Source organism: Streptomyces sp. NPDC043746 (assembly GCF_056436485.1).
The window spans coordinates 1-21,751 of sequence record NZ_JBWKCM010000044.1 but is presented as its reverse complement, the minus strand read 5'-3'; the positions used below and the strand labels follow the sequence as shown (position 1 = coordinate 21,751).

The 21,751-nt window shown below is 73.1% G+C and carries 16 protein-coding genes and 3 pseudogenes; 5 read left to right on the top strand and 14 right to left on the bottom strand.

All coding sequences use genetic code 11. The annotated features are described in order from the left end of the window. Positions 1–119: 119 nt before the first annotated feature. Both AC0682_RS29840 and AC0682_RS29835 read left to right on the top strand, forming a co-directional pair. Positions 120–272: pseudogene (locus AC0682_RS29840) on the top strand (lipoate--protein ligase family protein); the annotation flags it as partial. Positions 273–303: 31 nt separating this feature from the next. Next, on the top strand, positions 304–1,179 hold the full coding sequence (locus AC0682_RS29835; RefSeq protein ID WP_478536282.1) for an oxygenase MpaB family protein: 876 nt from the start codon (positions 304–306) through the stop codon (positions 1,177–1,179). Positions 1,180–1,403: 224 nt separating this feature from the next. Here AC0682_RS29835 and AC0682_RS29830 read toward each other — a convergent pair whose 3' ends face one another. From AC0682_RS29830 to AC0682_RS29815, 4 genes are all read right to left on the bottom strand, one after another. Next, positions 1,404–2,981 carry a molybdopterin-dependent oxidoreductase gene (locus tag AC0682_RS29830; protein WP_478536281.1) on the bottom strand — a complete coding sequence of 526 codons (1,578 nt, stop codon included), beginning with the start codon at positions 2,979–2,981 and terminating at the stop codon, positions 1,404–1,406. Positions 2,982–3,116: 135 nt separating this feature from the next. Beyond that, the gene (locus AC0682_RS29825) at positions 3,117–5,339 is read right to left on the bottom strand and encodes an NADP-dependent isocitrate dehydrogenase (RefSeq protein WP_478536280.1); all 2,223 of its coding nucleotides are present in this window, start codon (positions 5,337–5,339) and stop codon (positions 3,117–3,119) included. A 129-nt stretch (positions 5,340–5,468) separates the two neighbouring features. Next, the gene (locus tag AC0682_RS29820; protein WP_478536279.1) at positions 5,469–7,082 is read right to left on the bottom strand and encodes an amidase; all 1,614 of its coding nucleotides are present in this window, start codon (positions 7,080–7,082) and stop codon (positions 5,469–5,471) included. A gap of 125 nt (positions 7,083–7,207) precedes the next feature. Further along, complete coding sequence (locus AC0682_RS29815) at positions 7,208–7,564, bottom strand: hypothetical protein (protein WP_478536278.1); 357 nt, start codon at positions 7,562–7,564, stop codon at positions 7,208–7,210. A 199-nt stretch (positions 7,565–7,763) separates the two neighbouring features. Here AC0682_RS29815 and AC0682_RS29810 point away from each other — a divergent pair, with 199 nt between their 5' ends. After that, entirely contained in the window at positions 7,764–8,525 is a 762-nt protein-coding gene (locus AC0682_RS29810; RefSeq protein WP_478536277.1) for a hypothetical protein, read from the top strand. 63 nt (positions 8,526–8,588) lie between these two features. Here AC0682_RS29810 and AC0682_RS29805 read toward each other — a convergent pair whose 3' ends face one another. From AC0682_RS29805 to AC0682_RS29775, 7 genes are all read right to left on the bottom strand, one after another. Beyond that, on the bottom strand, positions 8,589–9,590 hold the full coding sequence (locus AC0682_RS29805; RefSeq protein WP_478536275.1) for a TIGR03842 family LLM class F420-dependent oxidoreductase: 1,002 nt from the start codon (positions 9,588–9,590) through the stop codon (positions 8,589–8,591). 142 nt (positions 9,591–9,732) lie between these two features. Further along, entirely contained in the window at positions 9,733–11,133 is a 1,401-nt protein-coding gene (hydA, locus tag AC0682_RS29800; RefSeq protein WP_478536273.1) for a dihydropyrimidinase, read from the bottom strand. Between the two features lie 138 nt (positions 11,134–11,271). After that, positions 11,272–12,555 (bottom strand): aspartate aminotransferase family protein, encoded by a 1,284-nt coding sequence (locus AC0682_RS29795; RefSeq protein ID WP_478536272.1) that lies wholly within the window; start codon positions 12,553–12,555, stop codon positions 11,272–11,274. Then, on the bottom strand, positions 12,552–13,394 hold the full coding sequence (locus tag AC0682_RS29790; protein WP_478536270.1) for a nitrilase-related carbon-nitrogen hydrolase: 843 nt from the start codon (positions 13,392–13,394) through the stop codon (positions 12,552–12,554). The genes AC0682_RS29795 and AC0682_RS29790 overlap by 4 nt, the downstream gene beginning before the upstream one ends. Before the next feature lie 253 nt (positions 13,395–13,647). Continuing rightward, on the bottom strand, positions 13,648–15,159 hold the full coding sequence (locus AC0682_RS29785) for a hypothetical protein (protein ID WP_478536269.1): 1,512 nt from the start codon (positions 15,157–15,159) through the stop codon (positions 13,648–13,650). A gap of 172 nt (positions 15,160–15,331) precedes the next feature. After that, positions 15,332–15,712 (bottom strand): PPOX class F420-dependent oxidoreductase, encoded by a 381-nt coding sequence (locus AC0682_RS29780; protein ID WP_254811391.1) that lies wholly within the window; start codon positions 15,710–15,712, stop codon positions 15,332–15,334. Positions 15,713–15,740: 28 nt separating this feature from the next. Next, positions 15,741–16,064 carry a helix-turn-helix domain-containing protein gene (locus AC0682_RS29775; protein ID WP_478536268.1) on the bottom strand — a complete coding sequence of 108 codons (324 nt, stop codon included), beginning with the start codon at positions 16,062–16,064 and terminating at the stop codon, positions 15,741–15,743. A 73-nt stretch (positions 16,065–16,137) separates the two neighbouring features. On the opposite strand from AC0682_RS29775, the gene map reads away from it, so the two are divergent. After that, on the top strand, positions 16,138–16,905 hold the full coding sequence (gene map / locus AC0682_RS29770) for a type I methionyl aminopeptidase (protein ID WP_478536267.1): 768 nt from the start codon (positions 16,138–16,140) through the stop codon (positions 16,903–16,905). A gap of 71 nt (positions 16,906–16,976) precedes the next feature. On the opposite strand, the gene AC0682_RS29765 is transcribed toward map, so the two are convergent. The 3 genes and pseudogenes from AC0682_RS29765 to AC0682_RS29755 all read right to left on the bottom strand — a co-directional run. Further along, positions 16,977–17,849, bottom strand: coding sequence for a glycoside hydrolase family 75 protein (locus AC0682_RS29765; protein ID WP_478536266.1), 873 nt, complete (start codon positions 17,847–17,849; stop codon positions 16,977–16,979). A 242-nt stretch (positions 17,850–18,091) separates the two neighbouring features. Then, positions 18,092–19,909: a gamma-glutamyltransferase gene (gene ggt, locus AC0682_RS29760; protein ID WP_478536265.1), complete on the bottom strand. Its 1,818-nt coding sequence runs from the start codon at positions 19,907–19,909 to the stop codon at positions 18,092–18,094. A 104-nt stretch (positions 19,910–20,013) separates the two neighbouring features. Continuing rightward, a pseudogene (locus AC0682_RS29755) lies at positions 20,014–20,442 on the bottom strand (dTDP-4-dehydrorhamnose 3,5-epimerase family protein); the annotation flags it as partial. 2 nt (positions 20,443–20,444) lie between these two features. Between AC0682_RS29755 and AC0682_RS29750 the strand changes: the two are divergent. Continuing rightward, positions 20,445–21,581: pseudogene (locus AC0682_RS29750) on the top strand (IS110 family RNA-guided transposase); the annotation flags it as partial. Positions 21,582–21,751: the final 170 nt, after the last annotated feature.

Here is a 21,751-nt window from a genome sequence, read left to right as displayed (position 1 = left end):
GCGAACGCGACACAGACAATATGAGGGCGATATCCAGCAAAAGAAGAAGGAAGCTGCAAAACAAGCACCCCCCCTCCCCACCCCCCCCCTCCCCCCCCCTCCCCCCCCCCCCCCCCCCCCCCCGCGGGGCCGTGATCGAGCGGATGATCGACTCGTTCCGCAAGCGCCACGGGCTGACCGCGGGCAGGGTGACGGCCGCCGAGCTGGCCCGCGCCGAGGAACTCGTACGGACGAAGTTCACGGCGCGGGAGTGGACGGCGCGGGTGCCGTAGGCTTTCGTGCGGCCCCCGCATACTGGGAGGTATGGACAGAGCGCGGCCAGGCTCCGGGGTACGGGAACGGCTCGGCAGGAGCCTGTTCTCCCGGGTGGCCGGGCCCTCCGGGCCGGAGAACCGGGCCCGGATCCACGGCACCCCGGGCCCCCGCTGGTTCGGCCCGGAGCGGCCCGTGCGCCGGGTGCACGGGGACGCGTCCATGTTCATCGGCGGGCTGCGCGCCCTGCTGCTGCAGTCGCTGCACCCCCTCGCCATGGCCGCCGTCGCCGGCCACTCCGGATTCCGGGGCGACCCGTGGGGGCGGCTCCAGCGGACCAGCACGTTCCTGGCGGTGACCACGTTCGGCACGGCCGAGCACGCGCAGGAGGCGGTGGACCGGGTACGGGCCGTGCACGAGCGGGTGAGCGGGAGGGCGCCCTCCGGGGAGCCGTACCACGCGGCCGACCCGCATCTGCTGTGCTGGGTGCACATCGCGGAGGTCGACAGCTTCCTCCGCGCCCACCAGGGTTACGGGGCACGGCCGTTGGACGGTGCCGGGTGCGACGGGTACATCCACGACATGGCGACGGTGGCCCGTGCCCTCGGAGTTCCCGACCCGCCGCACGACCGGTCGGAGCTGGCCGCGCGCATCGCCGCCTACCGCCCGGAGCTGCGGGCCACCCAGGAGGCCCTGGACGCGGCCCGCTTCATCCTTCTGCACCCGCCGCTCCCCTGGGCGGCCCGTCCTCCGTACGCCGTACTCGCCGCCAACGCCGTGGCCGCGCTGCCGCCGTGGGCCCGGGAACCGTTGCGGCTGCCCCGGTTGCCGGGGGTCGAGGAGGTCTGCGTACGGCCTGCGGGGAAGGCGCTGACCAGGACCATCCGGTGGGCGATGAGCCCGCCGCCGCAGCCGGCCGGGAGCTGAGCCGGTCCCCCGACCGCCCGGGTGCGGGGAGGCCCGGTGGCAGGACGGTGGAGGGGAGCATACGCGGACGGCCGGGGCGGGTTCGCCCGCCCGTACGGGGCCGGGGAGGGCGCGGCGGTCGCCGTACGGTCGGACAGGCACAGGTCGGCCTGTTGCACCCGCCCACGGCCCGGGTGTGGAAAGGGGCGCCGGGAAAGGTCTTCACCCGGTGAGCGCTGCCCGCGTCAGTCGACGGTGACCACGACCGAGTGCCAGCCGCTCGCCCCGTCCGGGACGGTCCCGGTGCGCCGCTCGGTCTGGACCCCGCCGGTGCCGTCGGTGGCGCGGACGGTGAGGGTGTGGCCGCCGGGGGTGGCCCGCCAGGGGTAGGACCACTGGCGCCAGGTGTCGACGGTGGTCTGCTCGGCCAGTTGGGCGGGGCGCCACGGCCCGTCGTCGATACGGATCTCGACCTTCGCGATCCCCCGGTGCTGGGCCCAGGCCACCCCGGCGACCATCACCGTGCCCGCCTCGGGACGGCCGAAGGGCTTGGGGGTGTCGATCCGGGACTGGGTCTTGACGGGGGCCTCGCGGGCCCACTTCCGCTTCACCCAGTAGGGATCGAAGTCGGCGAAGGTGGTCAGCTCGATGTCCTCGACCCACTTGCAGGCCGAGACATATCCGTACAGGCCCGGGACGAGCATCCGGACGGGGAAGCCGTGGGCGAGGGGGAGCGGTTCGCCGTTCATGCCGAGGGCGAGCATGGCGTCCCGGCCGTCCATGACGTCCTCGACGGGGGTGCCGAGCGTCATGCCGTCCACCGAACGCGCGATGATCTGGTCGGCCTTCCCACCCCGGGACGGCGGCTTGACCCCCGCTTCCTTCAGCAGGTCGGCCAGGCGGACGCCGATCCACCGGGCATGGCCGATGTAGGGGCCGCCGACCTCGTTGGAGACACAGCAGAGGGTGATCTCGCGTTCGATCAGGGGCCGGTCCAGCAGCTCCCGGTAGGTGAACTCCAACTCCCGCCGTACGCCCAGGCCGTGGAGGCGCAGCCGCCAGGTGTTCGCGTCGACCCTGGGGACCACCAGGGCGGTGTCGACCCGGTAGAACCGGTCGTTGGGGGTGGTGAAGGGGGACAGTCCGGGCACCCGGAGCCGCGCTCCCGCCGGGATCGGCTCCGCGGGCGAGGCGGGGGCGGGGAGGCGGACGGCGTCGCGGGAGGCGATGGCGTCCTGGGCGCTGCGGCTGTTGAGCGTCCGGCCGACGGCCCCGGCGGCGGTGGAGGCCGCTGCCGCGGCCGCCGCGGCAGCCAGGAAGCCCCGCCGGTCCCAGCCGCCCTGGCCCTGCGGGTACGCGCGCGGGGCGGTGAGCCGGCCGACGAGGACGTACAGCAGGGCCGCCCCGGTCACCGCGCCGCTCAGGGAGGGCAGCGCGTCCGGGAAGCCGGTGGAGTCCGGGCGGCCGAGGGCGGCCGCCGCGCCGACCACGCCGAAGGCCAGGACGGCGGCGGAGCCCGTACGGCGGTGGCGCAGCGCCAGGAGGCCGACGGCGACGGCGAAGAGGGCGAGCGTGACGGCGATGCCCAGTTGCAGGACGAGCTTGTCGCTCTCGCCGAAGGTGCGGATCGCCCAGTCCTTCATCCCGGCGGGCGTCCGGTCGACGGCCGCCCCGCCGACCGCCGTGACGGGGCTCGCCTCGGGTCTGACGAGGGCCGAGACGGGTTCGGCCACGGCCAGGGCGGCGAATCCGGCGAGCAGGCCGCTCAGGGCGGCGAGCGCGCCGCGGGTCGCGGTGGTGCGTGTGATCCTCACGGACGTCATTCGGAGCCGTGGCCCGCCCGGATTGCCCGTTCACCCGAAGGAGGCACGGGCGCCGACACGCGAACCGCCCCGGCGGGCAACGGGCCTGCCGGGGCGGAACGGAGTGGAGCGAAGGGGTCTCTCCCTCCCCTCGTGTCAGGCGAGGCTCGCGATCGCCTGGTTGAACGTGGCGGACGGACGCATGATCGCGGCGGCCTTGGCCGGGTCGGGCTGGTAGTAGCCGCCGATCTCGGCCGGGGAGCCCTGCACCGCGATCAGCTCGGCCACGATGGTCTCCTCCTGCTCGGCCAGGGTCTTGGCGAGCGGGGCGAAGGCCTCCGCGAGCTTGGCGTCGTCGGTCTGCTGCGCCAGCTCCTGGGCCCAGTAGAGGGCCAGGTAGAAGTGGCTGCCGCGGTTGTCGATGCCGCCGAGGCGGCGGCTCGGGGACTTGTCCTCGTTGAGGAAGGTGCCGGTCGCCCGGTCCAGGGTGTCCGCGAGGACCTGGGCCCGCGCGTTGTCCGTGGTGGTGGCCAGGTGCTCGAAGCTGACGGCGAGGGCCAGGAACTCGCCCAGGCTGTCCCAGCGGAGGTAGTTCTCCTTGACGAGCTGCTGGACGTGCTTGGGGGCCGAGCCGCCGGCGCCGGTCTCGAAGAGGCCGCCGCCGTTCATCAGCGGGACGACGGAGAGCATCTTGGCGCTGGTGCCCAGCTCCAGGATCGGGAAGAGGTCCGTCAGGTAGTCACGGAGCACGTTGCCGGTGACGGAGATGGTGTCCTCGCCGCGGCGGATGCGCTCCAGGGAGAAGGCGGTGGCCTCGACCGGGGACTTGATGGAGATGTCCAGGCCGTCGGTGTCGTGGTCGGCGAGGTACGTGGTGACCTTGGCGATCAGGTTGGCGTCGTGGGCGCGGCCCTCGTCCAGCCAGAAGACGGCCGGGGTGCCGGTGGCGCGGGCGCGGGTGACGGCGAGCTTGACCCAGTCCTGGATCGGGGCGTCCTTGGTCTGGCACATCCGGAAGATGTCGCCGGCGCCCACGGTCTGCTCCAGCACGACGGTGCCGTTCGTGTCGACGACGCGGACGGTGCCGGTGGCGGGGATCTCGAAGGTCTTGTCGTGGCTGCCGTACTCCTCGGCCTTCTGCGCCATCAGACCGACGTTGGGCACGGAGCCCATGGTGGCCGGGTCGAAGGCGCCGTTGGCGCGGCAGTCGTCGATGACGACCTGGTAGACACCGGCGTAGCTGCTGTCCGGGAGGACGGCGATGGTGTCGGCCTCGTTGCCGTCCGGGCCCCACATGTGGCCGGAGGTGCGGATCATGGCGGGCATGGAGGCGTCGACGATGACGTCGCTGGGGACGTGCAGGTTGGTGATGCCCTTGTCCGAGTCGACCATCGCGAGGGCGGGACCCTCGGCCAGCTCGGCCTCGAAGGACGCCTGGATCTCGGCGCCGACGTCCGGCAGCGAGTCGAGGCCCTTGAGGATGCCGCCCAGACCGTCGTTGGGGGTGAGGCCGGCGGCGGCGAGCTGGTCGCCGTACTTGGCGAAGGTGTTCGGGAAGAAGGCACGGACCGCGTGGCCGAAGATGATCGGGTCGGAGACCTTCATCATGGTGGCCTTGAGGTGCACGGAGAAGAGCACGCCCTCGGCCTTGGCACGGGCGACCTGCGCGGTGAAGAACTCGCGCAGCGCGGCGACGCGCATGACGGCCGCGTCCACGACCTCGCCCTTGAGGACGGGTACGGACTCGCGGAGCACCGTGGTGGTGCCGTCGTCGCCGTGCAGCTCGATGCGGAGCGAGCCGTCCTCGGCGATGACCGCGGACTTCTCGGTGGAGCGGAAGTCGTCGACGCCCATGGTGGCGACGTTGGTCTTCGAGTCGGCCGTCCAGGCGCCCATGCGGTGCGGGTGGGCCTTGGCGTAGTTCTTGACGGAGGCGGGGGCACGGCGGTCGGAGTTGCCCTCGCGCAGCACCGGGTTCACGGCGCTGCCCTTGACCTTGTCGTACCGGGCGCGCACGTCCTTCTCCGCGTCGGTCTGCGGGTCGTCCGGGTAGTCCGGAAGCGCGTAGCCCTGCCCCTGGAGCTCGGCGATGGCCGCCTTGAGCTGCGGGATCGACGCCGAGATGTTCGGCAGCTTGATGATGTTCGCGCCGGGAGTCCTGGCCAGCTCGCCCAGCTCGGCGAGTGCGTCATCGATACGCTGCTCGGCCTTGAGGTGCTCCGGGAAACTGGCGATGATCCGCCCCGCGAGGGAGATGTCACGGCGCTCCACCGTGACCCCGGCGGTCGAGGCGTAGGCCTCGATCACGGGCAGGAGGGAATAGGTCGCCAGGGCAGGGGCCTCGTCGGTGTGCGTATAGATGATGGTCGAGTCAGTCACCGGGTGCTCCGCTCCACGTCTGCAACATTGCTTGACATCAAGATATCTCGTCGCGGCCCGCGGCTCCACAAGGCCCCCGCACGGCTTCACGGTCCGTACGGGTCCCGGTGAGTGTCACATCACTCGGTGTTACGGGGCCGGGGGGCGGCGCTCGTACCAGCGCAGGTCGTCCTCCAGCTGGGCCGCCAGGGCGATCAGCCGCTCCTCGCTGCGGGAGGGCCCGAGGAGCTGGGCTCCGACGGGGAGGCCGGAGCGGGTGAATCCGGCCGGGACGCTGATGCCGGGCCAGCCGAGGACGTTCCACGGCCAGGCGTACGGGCAGGCGGCGGCCATGGTGACGTCGGTGCGCCAGGCGCCGAGGCGGTCGAAGGTGCCGATACGGGGCGGGGGCGCGGCGGTCGTCGGGGTGAGGAGGACGTCGTACGTGTCGAAGAGGGAGCCGATCCGCCGGTGCTGGCGCACTTCGCGGGCGCGGGCGACCCGGACCACCCGGCCGCCGAGCCGCGTCCCGGTCCGCAGGGCGCTGCGGGTGCGCGGGTCGAGGAGTGCCGGTTCGGGGTGGCGGGCGGCGAACTCCGCGATGCCGGTGGTGGCGCGGGGGACGAAGGCGAGGCCGATCAGCCCGTACCGGGGGCGGGCCTCCTCCACGTGGTGGCCGAGCCGGGCCAGGGTCTCGGCCAGTGCCGCGACGGCCCGGCGCACCTCGGGGTCCGGTCCGGCGCCGGTGAGGGTGAGCGGGGGCCGCCAGGCGAGGGCGATCCGGAGGCGGCCGGGGTCCCGGCGGGCGGCGTCACCGGCGCGGACGGCGGGCGGGCGGTGGAGGTCGCCGGGGTGCGCACCGGCGGCGGCGTCCAGCAGGAGCGCGGCGTCGGCCACCGTACGCGCGAGCGGGCCGTTGACCGTGAGGCCCTGGAAGGCGTCGTGGTGCGGGTGGACGGACACCCGGCCGCGCTGGGGCTTGATGCCGACCAGGTGCGTCCAGGCGGCGGGGATGCGGACGGACCCGGCGCCGTCCGACCCGAGTGCGGCGGGGACGAGCCCCGCGGCGACGGCGGCGGCCGATCCGCCGGAGGAGCCGCCGGGGGTGTGGTCGGTGTTCCAGGGGTTGCGGGTGGCGCCGAAGGCGGGCCCTTCGGTGAAGGGCCACTGGCCCAGTTCACAGGAGTTGGTCTTGCCGACGATGACGGCCCCGGCCGCGCGCAGCCGCCGGACCGCCTCGCTGTCGGCGGAGGCCGGGGGCCGCTCCCCGTCACAGCCGAAATGCGTGGGCAGGCCCGCCACATCGGTGTCGTCCTTGACCGCGACCGGCACACCGAGCAGGGGCAGCCGCTCCCCCGCCGCGAGCCTCCGGTCGGCCTCGGCGGCCTCCGCGAGGGCGGCCTCGGCCCGCAGGTGGCGGAAGGCGTTGAGGGTGGTCCGGGTCGCCTCGATCCGGGCGAGGGCTTCGGCGACGAGCGCGGTGGAGGTGGTGGCGGACGCGGCGAGCAGGTGGGCGCTCTCGGCGAGCCCGGGCATGGGGACCGGCGTCCGGGCGGGCCCGGGCTCCCGGACGGCCGCGGATATCGGGGCGGGGGCGGCTGCCGGGGCGGCCAGGGGCGCGGACCCCGAGGCGGACACGGACGTCGGGGCGGACACGGGCTCGGGGGCGGGCGGGCGGCCGTCGGGGCTCGGCGCCCGGACGTCCCGGCTCGGCCGGTCCCGTACGTCCGGCTCTGTGCGCTCGGTGGGCTCCGGTGAGGACATGGGCGTGCCGCCTCCCTCGTGGCCGCGGGACCAGTCGGTCGTCCCGGCCGCTTCCCCCACGTACTTACTGGAGGGTAACGAGAGGAGGCGGCACGCTCAACCGTTACGGCCGCGCTCCTTCGCCGTCACGGCCGGACATGGATCTCCCCGATGCCCGTGCCGATCCTCCCGCAGTGGGCGGTGGACTGGCCGGACTCGCCGGGCCGCAGGGTGACGCGGTTGCCGTCGACGTCCGGGGCCCAGCCGCAGACCAGGTGGACCCAGAAGGTCTGCGTCCGGCTCCCGTTGTTGCGGCAGAGCGCGTAGCCCGTGTACTCGTCGACGGCGTGCTTGCCGGTGTGGCAGGAGAGGCCGGGCGGAATCGCGGCCGGGGCGGCGGTCGCCGTCGCCGCGCTGACCGGGACCGCCAGCGCGGCGGCCACCGACACCACGCCGAGCGCCCGCAGGGCGGACCGGGTGCGCTGTGCCGTGAACAGCTTCATGGTTCTCCTTCATGGGTTCGTCCGTACGCGACCCCGGGCGGGATCACGTACGGCTCTCCCCACGCTCCGTGGCGGAAAACACCGCCGCACTTCACTCTCCGTACCCGCGCCGGGCGGCGGGCCCTCCCCCGGCGTACGCTCGAATGTGCCGGTCCACCCTGCTCGGCACACCTGACCGGCGCCTTTTCGAGGAGGCGACGTGAGCGGACGCCGATGGGGAACACGGGTGGCCGCGGGAGCGGCGGCCGTGGCGCTCACCGTGACGGGTGGTGCGGTCGCGCAGGCTGACGACGACATCGCCTCGCTCGGCGCGGAGCAGATCGCGGACCGGTCGCGCGACGCCCTGCTGGGCGTCTCCTCCCTGCACCTCAGCGCGCGGGGCAGTGTCGACGGGAGCGGGGACGCGATGAGCGTCGACCTCACGCTGGACCGGGACGGCAACTGCGCGGGCGGGATCGACATGGGCGAGGACGGTTCCGTGGAGATCGTGAAGCGCGCCGACGACGTCTGGCTGAAACCGGACAGGGCGTTCTGGGAGACCCATGTCCCGATCGGCGGCTCCACGTTCGACGCCATCCTCGACGGCCGCTACATGAAGGCGAAGGCGGACGACCCCCGGCTGCTGCCGGTGACCGAGGTCTGCGATCTCGACACCTTCCGCGAGCTCATCGAGGACAACCGCGACGCCGCCGACCGGGGCACGCTGACGAAGGGCCGCGAGACCGAGGTGAACGGCGCACCGGTCATCCCCGTGACCCGCGCGCAGGGAGACGAGCGGGTGACGGTGTACGTGGCCGCCGAGGGCGAGCCGTACCCGGTGCGGATCACCGTGCAGGGGCCGGAGGAGAAAGGAACGGTGACCTTCTCCGGCCTCGACCGCCCGGTGCCCGCCGGGACCCCGTCGGCGGACGAGACGGTGGATGTGACGGCGCTGCTGGGGCACAGCGTCAAACCTGTGTGAGCCCGGCCGCCTCCCACGCGCGGCGGGACCGGCCCCCGGCAGGTCCGGCCGCTTCCCGGGGCGTCAGCCGGTCAGAGCCGGGATGACCTCGGCCCCGTACGCGTCGACGGTCGCCTCGCGGGCGTCGTGCATGTTGTAGACGGCGAACTGGTCGACGCCCATGTCCCGCAGCGCCTGGAGCTTCTCGATGTGGGCCTCGGCCGGCCCCAGCAGGCAGAACCGGTCGACGATCTCGTCGGGGACGAAGGCGGTGTCCGGGTTGCCGGTGCGCCCGTGGTGGCTGTAGTCGTAGCCCGAGCGCCCGGCGATGTACGCGGTCAGCGCCTCCGGGACCAGACCGGAGTGCTCCCCGTAGCGGGCGACCAGGTCGGCCACGTGGTTGCCGACCATCCCGCCGAACCAGCGGCACTGCTCGCGTGCGTGGTCGAGGTCGTCGCCCACGTAGGCGGGGGCGGCGACGCAGATGGTGACGGAGTCGGGGTCCCGTCCGGCCTCGGCCGCCGCGTCCCGTACCGCCTTGATCATCCACTCGGTGAGGAACGGGTCCGCGAGCTGGAGGATGAAGCCGTCCGCCTTCCGCCCGGCCAGGGCGAGGGCCTTGGGCCCGTAGGCAGCCATCCAGACCGGCAGCCGCCCGTCCTTCACCCACGGGATCCGCAACGGCTGCCCGTCGACCGTGGCCTCCCGCCCCTCGGCGAGGTCCCGGATGACGTCGATGGCCTCCCCCAGCCGGGCGAGCGTGTTGGGCCGCCGGCCCGCGACCCGCATGGCGGAGTCGCCGCGCCCGATCCCGCACACCGTCCGGTTGCCGTACATGTCGTTGAGGGTGGCGAAGGTGGAGGCGGTCACCTCCCAGGTGCGGGTGCCCGGGTTGGTGACCATCGGGCCGACGATCATCCGGTCGGTGTGCTCCAGGATGCGGCTGTAGATGACGAACGGCTCCTGCCAGAGCACCGCCGAGTCGAAGGTCCAGCCGTAGCGGAAGCCGTTGCGCTCGGCGCGGCGCATCAGGCCGACGACGGCGGAGGCGGGCGGGTCGGTCTGGAGGACGAGTCCGAAGTCCATGCGGGATCTCCTGGTCCGGGTACGACGGGCGGCTGTGCCGTTGGAGTTGGTGGTTCCGGTCCCGGCCCCGTCCTCGGGTGGCGTGGACGGCCCTGCCGGGTCGGTGCCGGGAGGGGGCGGGACGCGCGTGCGGGAGCACGGGTCAGCCCGCGTACTGGCAGGTCCCCCGTGGCAGATAGGTGCCGTGGCCGGCCCGGCCGGTGAACTTCCGCTGCTCGATGACCAGTTCGCCGCGTGAGAGTACGGTCTCGACCTGGCCGGTGATCCGTTTGCCCTCGTACGCCGAGTAGTCGACGTTCATGTGGTGCGTCTCGGCGGAGAGGGTCTGCTCGGCGGCCGGGTCGTAGATGACGATGTCCGCGTCGGCGCCCGGGGCGATGGTGCCCTTCTTCGGGTAGAGGCCGAACATGCGGGCCGGGGAGGCGCAGGCGATCTCGATCCAGCGGCGGCGGGTGATGTGGCCGTCCACGACGGCCTGGTGGAGCAGGTCCATGCGGTGCTCGACGCCCGGCATGCCGTTGGGGATCCTGGAGAAGTCGCCGCGGCCCATCTCCTTCTGGCCGGCGAAGCAGAAGGGGCAGTGGTCGGTGGAGACGACCTGGAGTTCGTTGTTCCGCAGACCCCGCCAGAGCGCTTCCTGGTGCTCCTCGGGGCGCAGTGGGGTGGAGCAGACGTACTTGGCGCCCTCGAAGTCGGGCTCGGCCAGGTTGTCGGTGGAGAGGAAGAGGTACTGGGGGCAGGTCTCGCCGAAGACCGGGAGCCCCTTGTGGCGGGCTGCGGCGATCTCGGCCACCGCCTCGTCGGCGGAGACGTGGACGACGTAGAGCGGTGAGCCCGCGACCCGGGCCAACTGGACGGCACGGTGGGTGGCTTCGGCCTCCAGGGCGACCTTGCGGACGTCTCCGTGGTAGCGGGGGGCTGTGCGGCCTGCGGCGAGGGCCTGTTCGACCAGTACATCGATGGCGATGCCGTTCTCGGCGTGCATCATGATCAACCCGCCGTTGCCGGAGGCCTGTTGCATGGCGCGCAGGATCTGGCCGTCGTCGGAGTAGAAGACCCCCGGATACGCCATGAAGAGTTTGAAGGAGGTGACGCCCTCCGCGACCAGGCGGTCCATCTCCCTGAGCGAGGAGGGGTTCACGTCCGCGAGGATCATGTGGAAGCCGTAGTCGACCGCGCAGTTCCCGTCCGCCTTGGCGTACCAGGTGTCGAGTCCTTCGCGCAGCGACTTCCCCACGCTCTGGATCGCGAAGTCCACGATGGTGGTGGTCCCGCCCCAGGCGGCGGCCCGGGTGCCGGTCTCGAAGGTGTCGGCGGCGTACGTCCCGCCGAACGGCATCTCCATGTGGGTGTGCGCGTCGACACCGCCCGGGATGACGTACTTGCCGGTGGCGTCGATCCTGCGCTCGGCGCTCCAGGACTCGGCCGCGTCGGTGCCGTGGGCGGCGAGGGCGGCGATCCGCCCGCCCTCGATCAGGACGTCGGCGTGGATCTCGTCGGACGCGGTGATGACCAGGCCACCGTGGATGGCGGTGCGGCTCATGGGTACCTCCTCGCTGGGGCGGTGCGGGGGCCCGTCCCGGGTGGGTGGACGGACCCCCGTACGCTGCCCGGTCGGCGCTCGTACGGTGCTCGGTACGCGGGCCGCGGTCGTACGGCTCGGACCGCGGCCGTACGGTGTTCAGCCGGCGGCGCGCAGGGCGTCGGCCAGGATCGACGCACCCTCCTCCGCCTCGGCGACGGTCAGGGTCAGGGGCGGGGCGATCCGCAGCACGCTGGTGCTGTGGCCGCCGCCCTTGCCGATGAGCAGGCCGCCCGCGCGCGCCGCCTCCAGGACGGCCGCGGCCGCCTCCGGGTCCGCCTCGTCCGTGCCGGGCCTCACCAGCTCGATGCCGATCATCAGGCCCCGGCCCCGCACTTCGCGTACGGCTTCGGAGGCGGCGGCGACCGACCGCAGCCGCTCGATGAGGAGGCCGCCGACGCGCCGCGCGTTGCCCTGGAGGTCGTGCTCCAGGTGGTACGCGAGGTTGGCGAGGCCCGCCGCCATGGTGACGGGTGAACCGCCGAACGTGGAGATGGAGTTGGCGTCCAGGCAGTTCATCACCTCCGCCCGGGCGACGACGCCTCCGATGGACATGCCGTTGCCGATGCCCTTGGCGAAGGTGAGGATGTCCGGCGGGCCGTTCTCCGCGTGCGCCTGCCAGCCCCAGAAGTGTTCACCGGTCCGGCCCCAGCCGGTCTGCACCTCGTCCGAGATCCACAACACCCCGTGCCGGTCCAGGACTTCACGGAACGCGGCGAACAGCCCGTCGGGCGGTGAGGTGAAGCCTCCGACGCCCTGGATAGGTTCCGCGATGAGGGCCGCGGCCTCCCGGGTGTGGCCGAGGAGGTCTTCCAGATCGGCCACGCAGGCCCGGATGAACTGCGCGTCGCCCAACTCCGCGTACGGTCCCCGGCTCCGGACGCCTCCGTGGACGTACAGCGTCTGGAGCGGGGAGAGGGTCGTGGGCGACCAGGCCTGGTTGCCGGTGATGGAGACGGCCGAGAACGAGCGGCCGTGGTAGCTGTTGCGCATCGCCAGGATCTGGTTGGAGCGGCGGTACGCGGTGGCGAGCAGGAGGGCCGTGTCGTTGGCCTCGGTTCCCGAGGTGGTGAAGAAGACCCGGGCGTCGGGGATCTGGGAGAGGGCGGCGACGCGCTCGGCCAGTTCCACCATCGGGCGGTTGAGGTAGAGGGTGGAGGAGTGGATGATCCGCCCGGCCTGTTCGGAGACCGCCTTGGTGACCTCGGGCAGGGCGTGGGCCGTCATGGTGGTGAGGATGCCGCCGAAGAAGTCCAGATAGCGGTTGCCGTCCGCGTCCCAGACGTACCGCCCCTCGCCGTGGGTGAGTTCGATGGGGTGGCGGTAGTAGAGGGCCAGCCACTCGGGGCTGACGGCGAGGTGGCGCTCGTACAGTCCGCTCACGGCTCCACCAGCCCGTCGTAGGCGTCGGGCCGTCGGTCGCGGTAGAAGGCCCACTGCTGCCGGACCTCCTCGATCAGGCCGAAGTCCAGGTCGCGGACGAGGAGTTCCTCCTCCTTGTCGCTGGCGACGTCCCCGACGAACTGGCCGCGCGGGTCGACGAAGTAGCTGGTGCCGTAGAAGTCGTTGTCGCCGTACTCCTCCTGGCCGACGCGGTTGATCGCAGCGACGAAGTACTCGTTGGCGACGGCGGACGCGGGCTGTTCCAGCTGCCAGAGGTAGCCGGAGAGGCCGCGTGAGGTGGCGGACGGGTTGTAGACCAACTGGGCTCCGTTGAGCCCGAGTTGGCGCCATCCCTCGGGGAAGTGCCGGTCGTAGCAGATGTAGACGCCGACCTTGCCGACGGCGGTGTCGAAGACCGGCCAGCCGACGTTGCCGGGCTTGAAGTAGTACTTCTCCCAGAACCCCTTGACCTGGGGGATGTGGTGCTTGCGGTACTTGCCGAGGTAGGAGCCGTCGGCGTCGATCACGGCGGCGGTGTTGTAGTAGAAGCCCGACTGCTCGACCTCGAAGACCGGGACGACGACGACCATGCCGGTCTCGCGGGCGAGGTCCCGCATGCGCTGGACGGTGGGCCCGTCCGGGACCGGCTCGGCCCAGCGGTAGTGCTCGGGCTCCTGGACCTGGCAGAAGTAGGGGGCGTTGAACACCTCCTGGAACCCGATGATCTTCGCCCCCTGCCGGGCGGCCTCGCGCGCATGCTCCTCATGCTTGGCGATCATGGATTCGGTGTCGCCTGTCCAGGTCGCCTGGACGAGTGCGGCGCGTACGACGTGGGACATGAGCTGCTCCTTCGACGCGGCGTCAGAGAGCCTCTACGCGATTTCTACGCACGTAGATCGGTGCATGGATGGAGAACGTAAGCCCCTCCGTCCGACGGGGCAAGACCATCGCCGTGAACCGGCTGAGTCGATCATGTTTCGCACCCGAGCGGTCCACAACGGCCACGGTACGCACCATTCCTCGCACCCGGTGGCGTCTCCGGCGGATCGGGGGCGGGAGTTGCCCTGACGGGTGCTCGTACCCCCGCCCGCCTCACACCCCCGGCACGCCCGCCACCCTCAGTGCGTGGACCAGGTCCCACTCCCGCTCCGCCGACACCTCGCGGGCCGCCTCCAGCAGCCGCGGCAGGATCCGGCGGCCGTCGTCGCCGGCCGCGATCCCGGCCGCCTCCTGAGGCGTCCGTACGCGGACGAAGGCGCCGAGCAGCACCCGCGCCTCGCCCTCGTGGCCCGCCCGGTCCAGGGCCAGGACCGCTTCGGCCACCTCCGCGGCGGGCCTCGCCACACCCTGCCGGAGCAGCAGCCCGCAGTCGTCGTCCCGGCACGCCGCTGCCAGCGCGCCCGCCGCCGCGGCGAACCCGGCGGGCGGCAGCGAAGACGCCTCCCAGAGCAGGGTCGTCCAGTCGGCGGCCAGGCCGGCCCGGTGCAGCGCGACCGCCAGCAGCGGCAGCCGGGGCGCGGGCCAGGCGGCCACCTCGCAGAGCACACCATGGGCCTCGCCGCTGCGCCCCGCCGTACGGAGCCGGGCCAGCCGGTCGACGGCGGCGACCACGGCCGCACCGGCCTCCGGGTCCGGCTCCGGCGCGGCGGCCAGAACGCGCGCTTCCCGGTCCCCCGCCGCCCCGCCCCCGAAGCGGGCGCCCCGCGGGGCGGAGCCGCCCTCCGCCGGGGGCGCAGGCAGGACGGGGAGGGGCGAGGGCGCGTACCCCGCGGCCTCCCCCTCCTCTTCCCCGTCGAGCCCGGCGAACCGCGCGCCCTGCGGCTTCCTGCGCCGGGGCGCGGGGGCGGGCCCGGCGGCGGGGCCGGGCCCGGCCCCGGACCCGCGGGACGACCGGGAGCGCGGCAAGGCCGCGGGGGCCGGTTCGCAGGCCGGTTCAGGTTCCCGTACGGATTCCGATACAGGCTCCGCCATCGGCACGGGCTCCGGCGCCGCCCCCGGAACGGGTCCCGGCACGGGCTCGGGCGCCTCCCCGCCCCAGCTCACCGGGCCGCGCCCCGCCCAGGCCTCCGCTCGCTCCGCCGCCCTCGGCCGGGGAACCGTCACCGCCGCCAGCCGCCCCCGCAGCTCCGCGCATCTGGCCGCCGCGCGCCGGTGGTCGTCCTGCGCCCAGGCCAGCGCCTTCGCCGCGGCCGGGTCCACGCCCACCGGTCCGGCCGCCCCGGCGGCTCCCGCCGCCCCCGCCGTACGCAGCCGCTCCGCAGCCCGGTCCCGCTCGCGGATCATCAACTCCAGCCGGTGGACCAGCTCCTGGCGTCCACCGGGCCGCCGGTCATGTGCTGTGGCGGCGGCGGAGTACAGAGCCGCGGCCCGCACCGAGACCCGCTCGGCCACGTGTGCGCCGTGGAGTACAGCCAGGTCCGCGAGCAGGGACTCCACGACGTCCCAGGGCGGTACCTCCACCCCGTCGAGGCAGGACCGCATCCCCTGCGGATCGCGCCGGGCGAAGGTGCCGTACCACCCGCTTCCGGGATCGAGCCGTGCCGTCAGCTCTCGTAGATACTGCGCGAACGTGCCTACATCCGCTACTTGTTGACGTACCGTCATCGCCGCTCTCGCCGACTGTCGACTTCGACTGGAGCCTTCCAGTCCGCAGGCATTCGACCGCAGGCGTGTTACGGGGCGGCTACGCGCGGCTTTCGTCCGCGCTGCGGCGGGCGCACGGCATCCGGCGCCGCGCGCCCCCTCCGCGCGGAGGGCGGCGGGGGCGGAGCGGGGCTCAGAAGGTGACGGCGATCCCGGTGTGCGGGCGCTTGCCGAGGCGGGCGACGGTGGCGGGCCAGTCGACGAGCCGGAACTTCCAGGTGTACTTGCGGGCGAGCAGCCTGCGAACCCGGCGCGTCTCCTCCGCGCCGAGGAGGCGCGCGGTGCCCTCGGCGCTCGGGGCGCCCTCCGCGATCCGGCCGCGCACATCGCAGACGGTGACGGTGACGGCGGTGTTGTTCCGGAGCCGCTTGACCTTCCACGAGTCGGAGCGGGTCCACACGTACAGCACCTCGCCGTCGGCCGCGGCCCAGACGGGCGTGGCGACGGGCGTGCCGTCCTTCCGGTACGTGGTCAGGCTGACGTATTCGCTGCGCGCGAAGTCCTGGAGAGTCACGGACGCGACCCTACGCACCGCACGGTCATTACGCGATCAGGGGTACGACGGCGGGTTCGGCAGGCCCGCCGGATCCGGCGGATCCGGCAGCTTCGGCGGACGCCGCCGCCTCCCGGCCGCAGCGGCCGAGCAGCTCGTCCAGGGACAGGCCGAGGGCCCCGGCCAGCGCGGCGACCGTGAAGAAGGCGGGGGTGGGGGCGCGGCCGGTCTCGATCTTGCGGAGGGTCTCAGCGGAGATTCCCGCGCTCGCCGCGACGGCGACCATGCTGCGCTCCCCGCGCGCCTCGCGGAGGAGACGGCCGAGACGTTCACCGCGGAGGCGCTCTTCGGGGGTGAGAGGGGTGCGGACCATGCCCCCACTCTACTACGGACCACCATTCTTATACCGTGATTACTATACCGCTTCGATCGGTATAGTAATGGGCATGGTGCACATCAAGACCGACACATCCATCGAGGCCATGCGCGACTCCGGCCGGGTCGTCGCCCAGATCCTGGCCCGCGCCCGGGAGATCGCGGCGGTCGGCGTGACCCCCCGCGAGCTGGACCGGGCGGCCCGCGAGGTGCTGCGCGAGGCGGGGGCCTCCTCCCCCTTCCTCAACTACAAGCCGCACTTCGCGGCCACCCCCTTCCCCGCCGCCGTCTGCGTCTCCGTCAACGACGCCGTCGTCCACGGCATCCCGTCCGCCGAGCCGCTGCGCGACAGCGACCTGGTCAGCGTGGACACCGGCGCCCTGCTCGGCGGCTGGGCGGGCGACGCGGCGATCAGCTTCACCGTCGGCGAGGCCCGCCCCGCCGACACCCGGCTGATCGCCACGGCCGAGGCGGCCCTGGAGGCGGGCATCGGGGCGGCGGTCGTCGGCAACCGGATCGGGGACATCGCGCACGCCATCGGCACCGTCTGCCGGGCGGCGGGCTACGGCATCCTCGACGGCTACGGCGGCCACGGCATCGGCCGTTCGATGCACGAGGACCCGCCCGTGCCGAACGAGGGCCGCCCGGGGCGCGGTATGCCGCTGCGCCACGGGATGGTCCTCGCCATCGAGCCGATGCTGCTCGCGGGCGGCCTGGACGAGTTCCGCCACGACCCGGACGGCTGGACCCTGCGGACCACCGACGGCAGCCGGGCCGCACACGCCGAGCACACGGTGGCCATCACGGACGAGGGCCCGCGCGTGCTCACCGCACTCTGATCCGCGCTCAGCTTCTCCCGGGGCCCTCGGATCCGACAGAGGCGCCGGGCCCCACGGAGTTCCCGGTCCGCTCAGCGCCCGACGAACGCCCTCGCCAGCTCCTCGCCCCGGCTCTCCGCCGTGGCGCGGCTCTCGATCGGGGAGATCCGGGAGTCCTTGAACGCGATGTACGTGACGCCGGACGCGGCCCCGCCCGTCGTCGGGTGGGGGTCGATGGACAGCTCCTCCGCCAGGGCGTACGAGCCCTCCCCGATGATGCCGGCGGGCCCGGTGTCACCGATGACGGCGTACCGCACCCGGCCCTCGTAGACGACGGCGACGACGCTGCCGCCGGTCAGCCCGGACTTCCGGTAGTCCCAGGTACGGCTCGGCGCCGGCACCACCACGAACGGCAGCGCGGCCGAGTCCAGCGGCTTGCCGCGCGAGCTGGTGAAGGCGGTCTGCGGCTGGAAGTAGGGGTCGGTCTTCCTGTTGCAGACCTTCGTCCGCCGCCCGTCGCAGTCGATGTCCATGTCCGCCTTCCAGAACACGGCATCGGTGGTGGCGCAGACGGGGACGGTGGCCTTGGCGCTGCCGGCGTCCGTACGGTACTTGCCCCGGGAGACCTGTCGGCAGGAGCGGACCTCGGCGAGCAGTTCCTCGGCGGTCACCGGCACATCGTCGGCCGGGACCTCTGCCGGGACATCGGCTCGGGCGTCCGCCGAGGCGTCGCCCGACACGTCCGTCGGCCCATCCGCCCCGACACCGGCCACGACGCCTGCGGGCGCGTCCGCAAGGCCGTCGCCCGACCACGCGTTGGGCAGGAGCTCGGCCCGCTCCCCCGGCGAGGTGTCCGGTGCGGGCCTGTGGGGTGTGGCGGTGGCGGGCAGTGCCGCGGGCCCGAGCAGGGCGGCGCCGCACACGGCGGAGGTGGCGGCGGTCAGAGCGAACGTTCGGGTGCGCATCGTGGGGACGGCCCTTCCAGTCGACCGGAGAGACCCGACCGGGCCCCTCCCCTGCCGGCACGGTTCGCCGGCGCTCCCTCCCCCGGCGGCCCGGCCGGCCGCACGCGGCGTCTGCGCGCACGGCCCGCCCGGCCGCCCCTTCTCCGAATCCTTCAAAACCCTTCGAGAACTCCGGGGACTTTTGACGACGTCGAGAAGCTGCCTCTCGGGACCGCCTCGCACGGCGGCTCCATGAGACCGGGTCAGCTCCTGCCGCCCGGCTGCACCACCATCGCCGAGCCTCCGCCCCGCCGCACCTTTTCCGCCGCCGCGAGCCAGCGCCCGTCGGGCAGCCGCTGCACGGCGGTGGCGGCGCCGATCTCCGGGTTCTGCCGGAACGCGTGGCCGAGCGCTTCGAGCCGGCCGCGGACCGGGCTGTTCCAGAGCCCCGGCTCGATCTCGGTGGTGGCCGCGTTCCGCTGGCTGGCGCGCGGGGCGGCGAGCGCTTCGACGAGCGGCAGTCCGCGGTCGATGTGGCCGGTCAGGGACTGGAGCACGGTGGTGATGATCGTGGCGCCGCCCGGTGAGCCGAGGGCGAGGACCGGCTTGCCGTCCTGGAGCACGATGGTCGGGGACATCGACGAGCGGGGGCGCTTGCCGGGGCCCGGCAGATTGGGGTCGTGGACGGCCGGGTCGGCCGGGGCGAAGGAGAAGTCGGTCAGCTCGTTGTTGAGGAGGAAGCCGCGGCCGGGGACGGTGATGCCGCTGCCGCCGGTCTGCTCGATGGTCAGGGTGTAGGAGACGACGTTGCCCCACCGGTCGGCCGTCGTCAGGTGGGTGGTGCTCTCCCCCTCGTACGTGGTCGGCGCCCCCGTACCAGCGCCGCCGCACCGGCCGTGGTCGCGCGGATCGCCCGGCGCGACCGGGCTGGTCAGCACCGCGTCGTCCTTGATCAGGCAGCCTCGCGAGGCGGCGTACCGGTCGCTCAGCAGCTCCCTGGTGGGCACGTCCTCGAAGGCCGGGTCGCCCACCCAGCGCCCCCGGTCGGCGAAGGCGATGCGGCTCGCCTCGATGAGGCGGTGGAGGTAGCGGGTCTCGCTCGCCCCGGAGAGATCGGTGGGCTCCAGCATGTTGAGGGCCTGGCCCACGGTCGTACCGCCGGAGGAGGAGGGCGCCATGCCGTAGACGTCCAGGCCCCGGTAGCCGACCTTCGTCGGGGGCTGCTGGAGGGTGCGGTAGGCGGCGAGGTCGCCCCGGGTCAGGTCGCCGGGCCGGACGGTCCGGGTGGCCTTCGGGTCGACCGGTGGCTTGCGGACCGTACGGACGATGTCGTCGGCCAACTCGCCCCGGTACAGCTCGCCCACGCCCTCGCGGCCGAGCTTCTCGTACGTACGGGCCAGGTCCGGGTTCTTGAACACCGACCCGACGGCCGGGAGTTGCCCTCCCGGGAGGAACAGCTTCGCGGATGCCGGGAAGTCGGCGAAGCGGGCCTGGTTGGCGGCCGTCTGCGAGCGGAAGATCTCGTCCACCACGAAGCCGTCCCGCGCCAGGCGTTCGGCCGGTTTCAGCAGCGTACGAAGGGACTTGGTGCCCCAGGCGTCGAGCGCCCGCTCCCAGGTGGCCGGGGTGCCGGGCGTGCCGACCGAGAGGCCGCTGGTGACACCCTCCTCGAACGGGATGGGCTTGCCGTCCTCCAGGAAGAGGGAGGCGTCCGCGCTGCGGGGTGCGGTCTCGCGGCCGTCGATGGTCCGGACGGCGCGCTTCTTCGCGTCGTAGTGGACGAAGTACCCCCCGCCGCCGATGCCCGCCGAGTACGGCTCGGTCACCCCGAGCGCGGCGGCGGTCGCCACGGCCGCGTCCACCGCGTTGCCGCCCTTGCGCAGCACCTCGATCCCGGCCGCCGAAGCATCCCGGTCGACACTGGCCACCGCTCCCCCGTACCCCACCGCCACCGGGGACTTGGGTGGGTCGGGGGCCCGGTGGGCGGGGGTGGCGGAGCCCGCGGGAGCGGCGGCCCCGAGCGAGGCGACCACGGCGAGGGCGGCCACTGTCGATGTGCTCCGGCCGACGGAACGGCGCATACGAACCTCCAGTCAACGGACCTGCGCGCAGGCTAGCCCGCGGGCACCCGGATCGTCAGGACCGCCTCGAACGGTTACCCGAATGACCGATAAAATGCCCGCGCTCACCCGGATGGGGCGCCCTCCGGCCCGGAGCCCGCGACGCCGGTGGCGCACCGGGCGTAGGAGGGGAGGATGCCGCACTCCTCAGCCTCGGCCAGGGTGGGGGCGGCGCTGTCCTTGCGGGAGAGGACAGGGGCGGCATCCGCCGGCCACGCCATGGCGAGCCGGGGATCGAGCGGATGGATGCCGTGCTCGCGGTGCGGGGTGTAGCCGGTGGAACAGAGGTAGACCACGGCGCTGTCGTCCGTCAGCGCCGCGAAGGCGTGGCCCAGGCCCTCGGCGAGGTAGACGGCACGGTGGTTGCCGTCGAGCCGCACCGCCTCCCATCGGGCGTACGTGGGCGACCCGGCCCTGAGGTCCACCACGACATCGAGGACCGCGCCCCGGACACAGGTGACGCACTTCGCCTGCCCCCGGGGAACGTCCGCGAACGGCCGGAAAGAAGGCCTTCGACAAGCAGCTGCCCAACAGCGAGCCGAAGCTGCGGGCCGTGTTCGACAAACTGGCCGCGAAGTTCGGCACCGTAGTGGTGATCGTGGACCAGCCTGCCTCCATCGGCGCCCTGCCCCTGACCGTCGCCCGCCATGCGGGCTGCCGCGTTGCCTACCTGCCCGGACTCGCGATGCGCCGGATCGCCGACCTCTACCCGGGCGAGGCCAAGACCGACGCAAAGGACGCGGCCGTGATCGCAGACGCGGCCCGCACCATGCCACACACCCTGCGCTCGCTGGAGCTGACCGACGAGATCACCGCCGAACTCACCGTGCTCGTCGGCTTCGACCAAGACCTCGCCGCCGAGGCCACCCGCACCAGCAACCGGATACGCGGACTGCTCACCCAGTTCCACCCCAGCCTCGAACGCGTCCTCGGACCGCGCCTGGACCACCAGGCCGTCACCTGGCTCCTGGAGCGCTACGGCTCCCCGTCCGCCCTGCGCAAAGCCGGCCGCCGCAGACTCGTCGAACTGATCCGCCCGAAAGCCCCACGCATGGCCACCCGGCTCATCGACGACGTCTTCGACGCACTCGACGAGCAGACCGTCGTCGTCCCGGGCACCGGCACCCTCGACATCGTCATCCCTTCTCCGGCCGCCTCCCTGGCCACCGTCCACACCCAGCGCCGGGCCCTGGAAACCCAGATCAACGAACTGCTGGAGGCCCACCCTCTTTCCCCGGTCCTGACCTCGATGCCCTGCGTCGGCATCAGGACCGCAGGCGTCCTGCTGGTCACCGTCGGCGACGCAACCAGCTTCCCCACCGCCGCCCACCTCGCCTCCTACGCCGGCCTCGCCCCCACCACGAAGCCGTCCGGCACGTCCATCCACGGCGAACACGCACCCCGAGGCGGAAACCGGCAGCTCAAACGGGCAATGTTCCTGTCCGCCTTCGCCCGCATGAACGCCGACCCCGCCTCCCGCACCTACTACGACCGCCAGCGAGCCCGCGGCGAGACCCACACCCAAGCCCTCCTCCGCCTCGCCCGCCAACGCATCAGCGTCCTGTTCGCCATGCTCCGCGACAGAACCCTCTACGAACCCCGGACACCGAAGGACGTCGAACTCTCCGCATAACCCCAGCAACCCCGAACCACCCCACACCGAACTCGGATGCCTTGACGAAAGACATATTGATCAGAAACTCATGGGGTTCTTGTCCAGGACGTAGCGGACGTGCGGGCCGCCGAAGTAGCCGCGGACGATGTGTGGCTGACGCTGGCGTCTGTGGAAGAACCTTCGGGTTT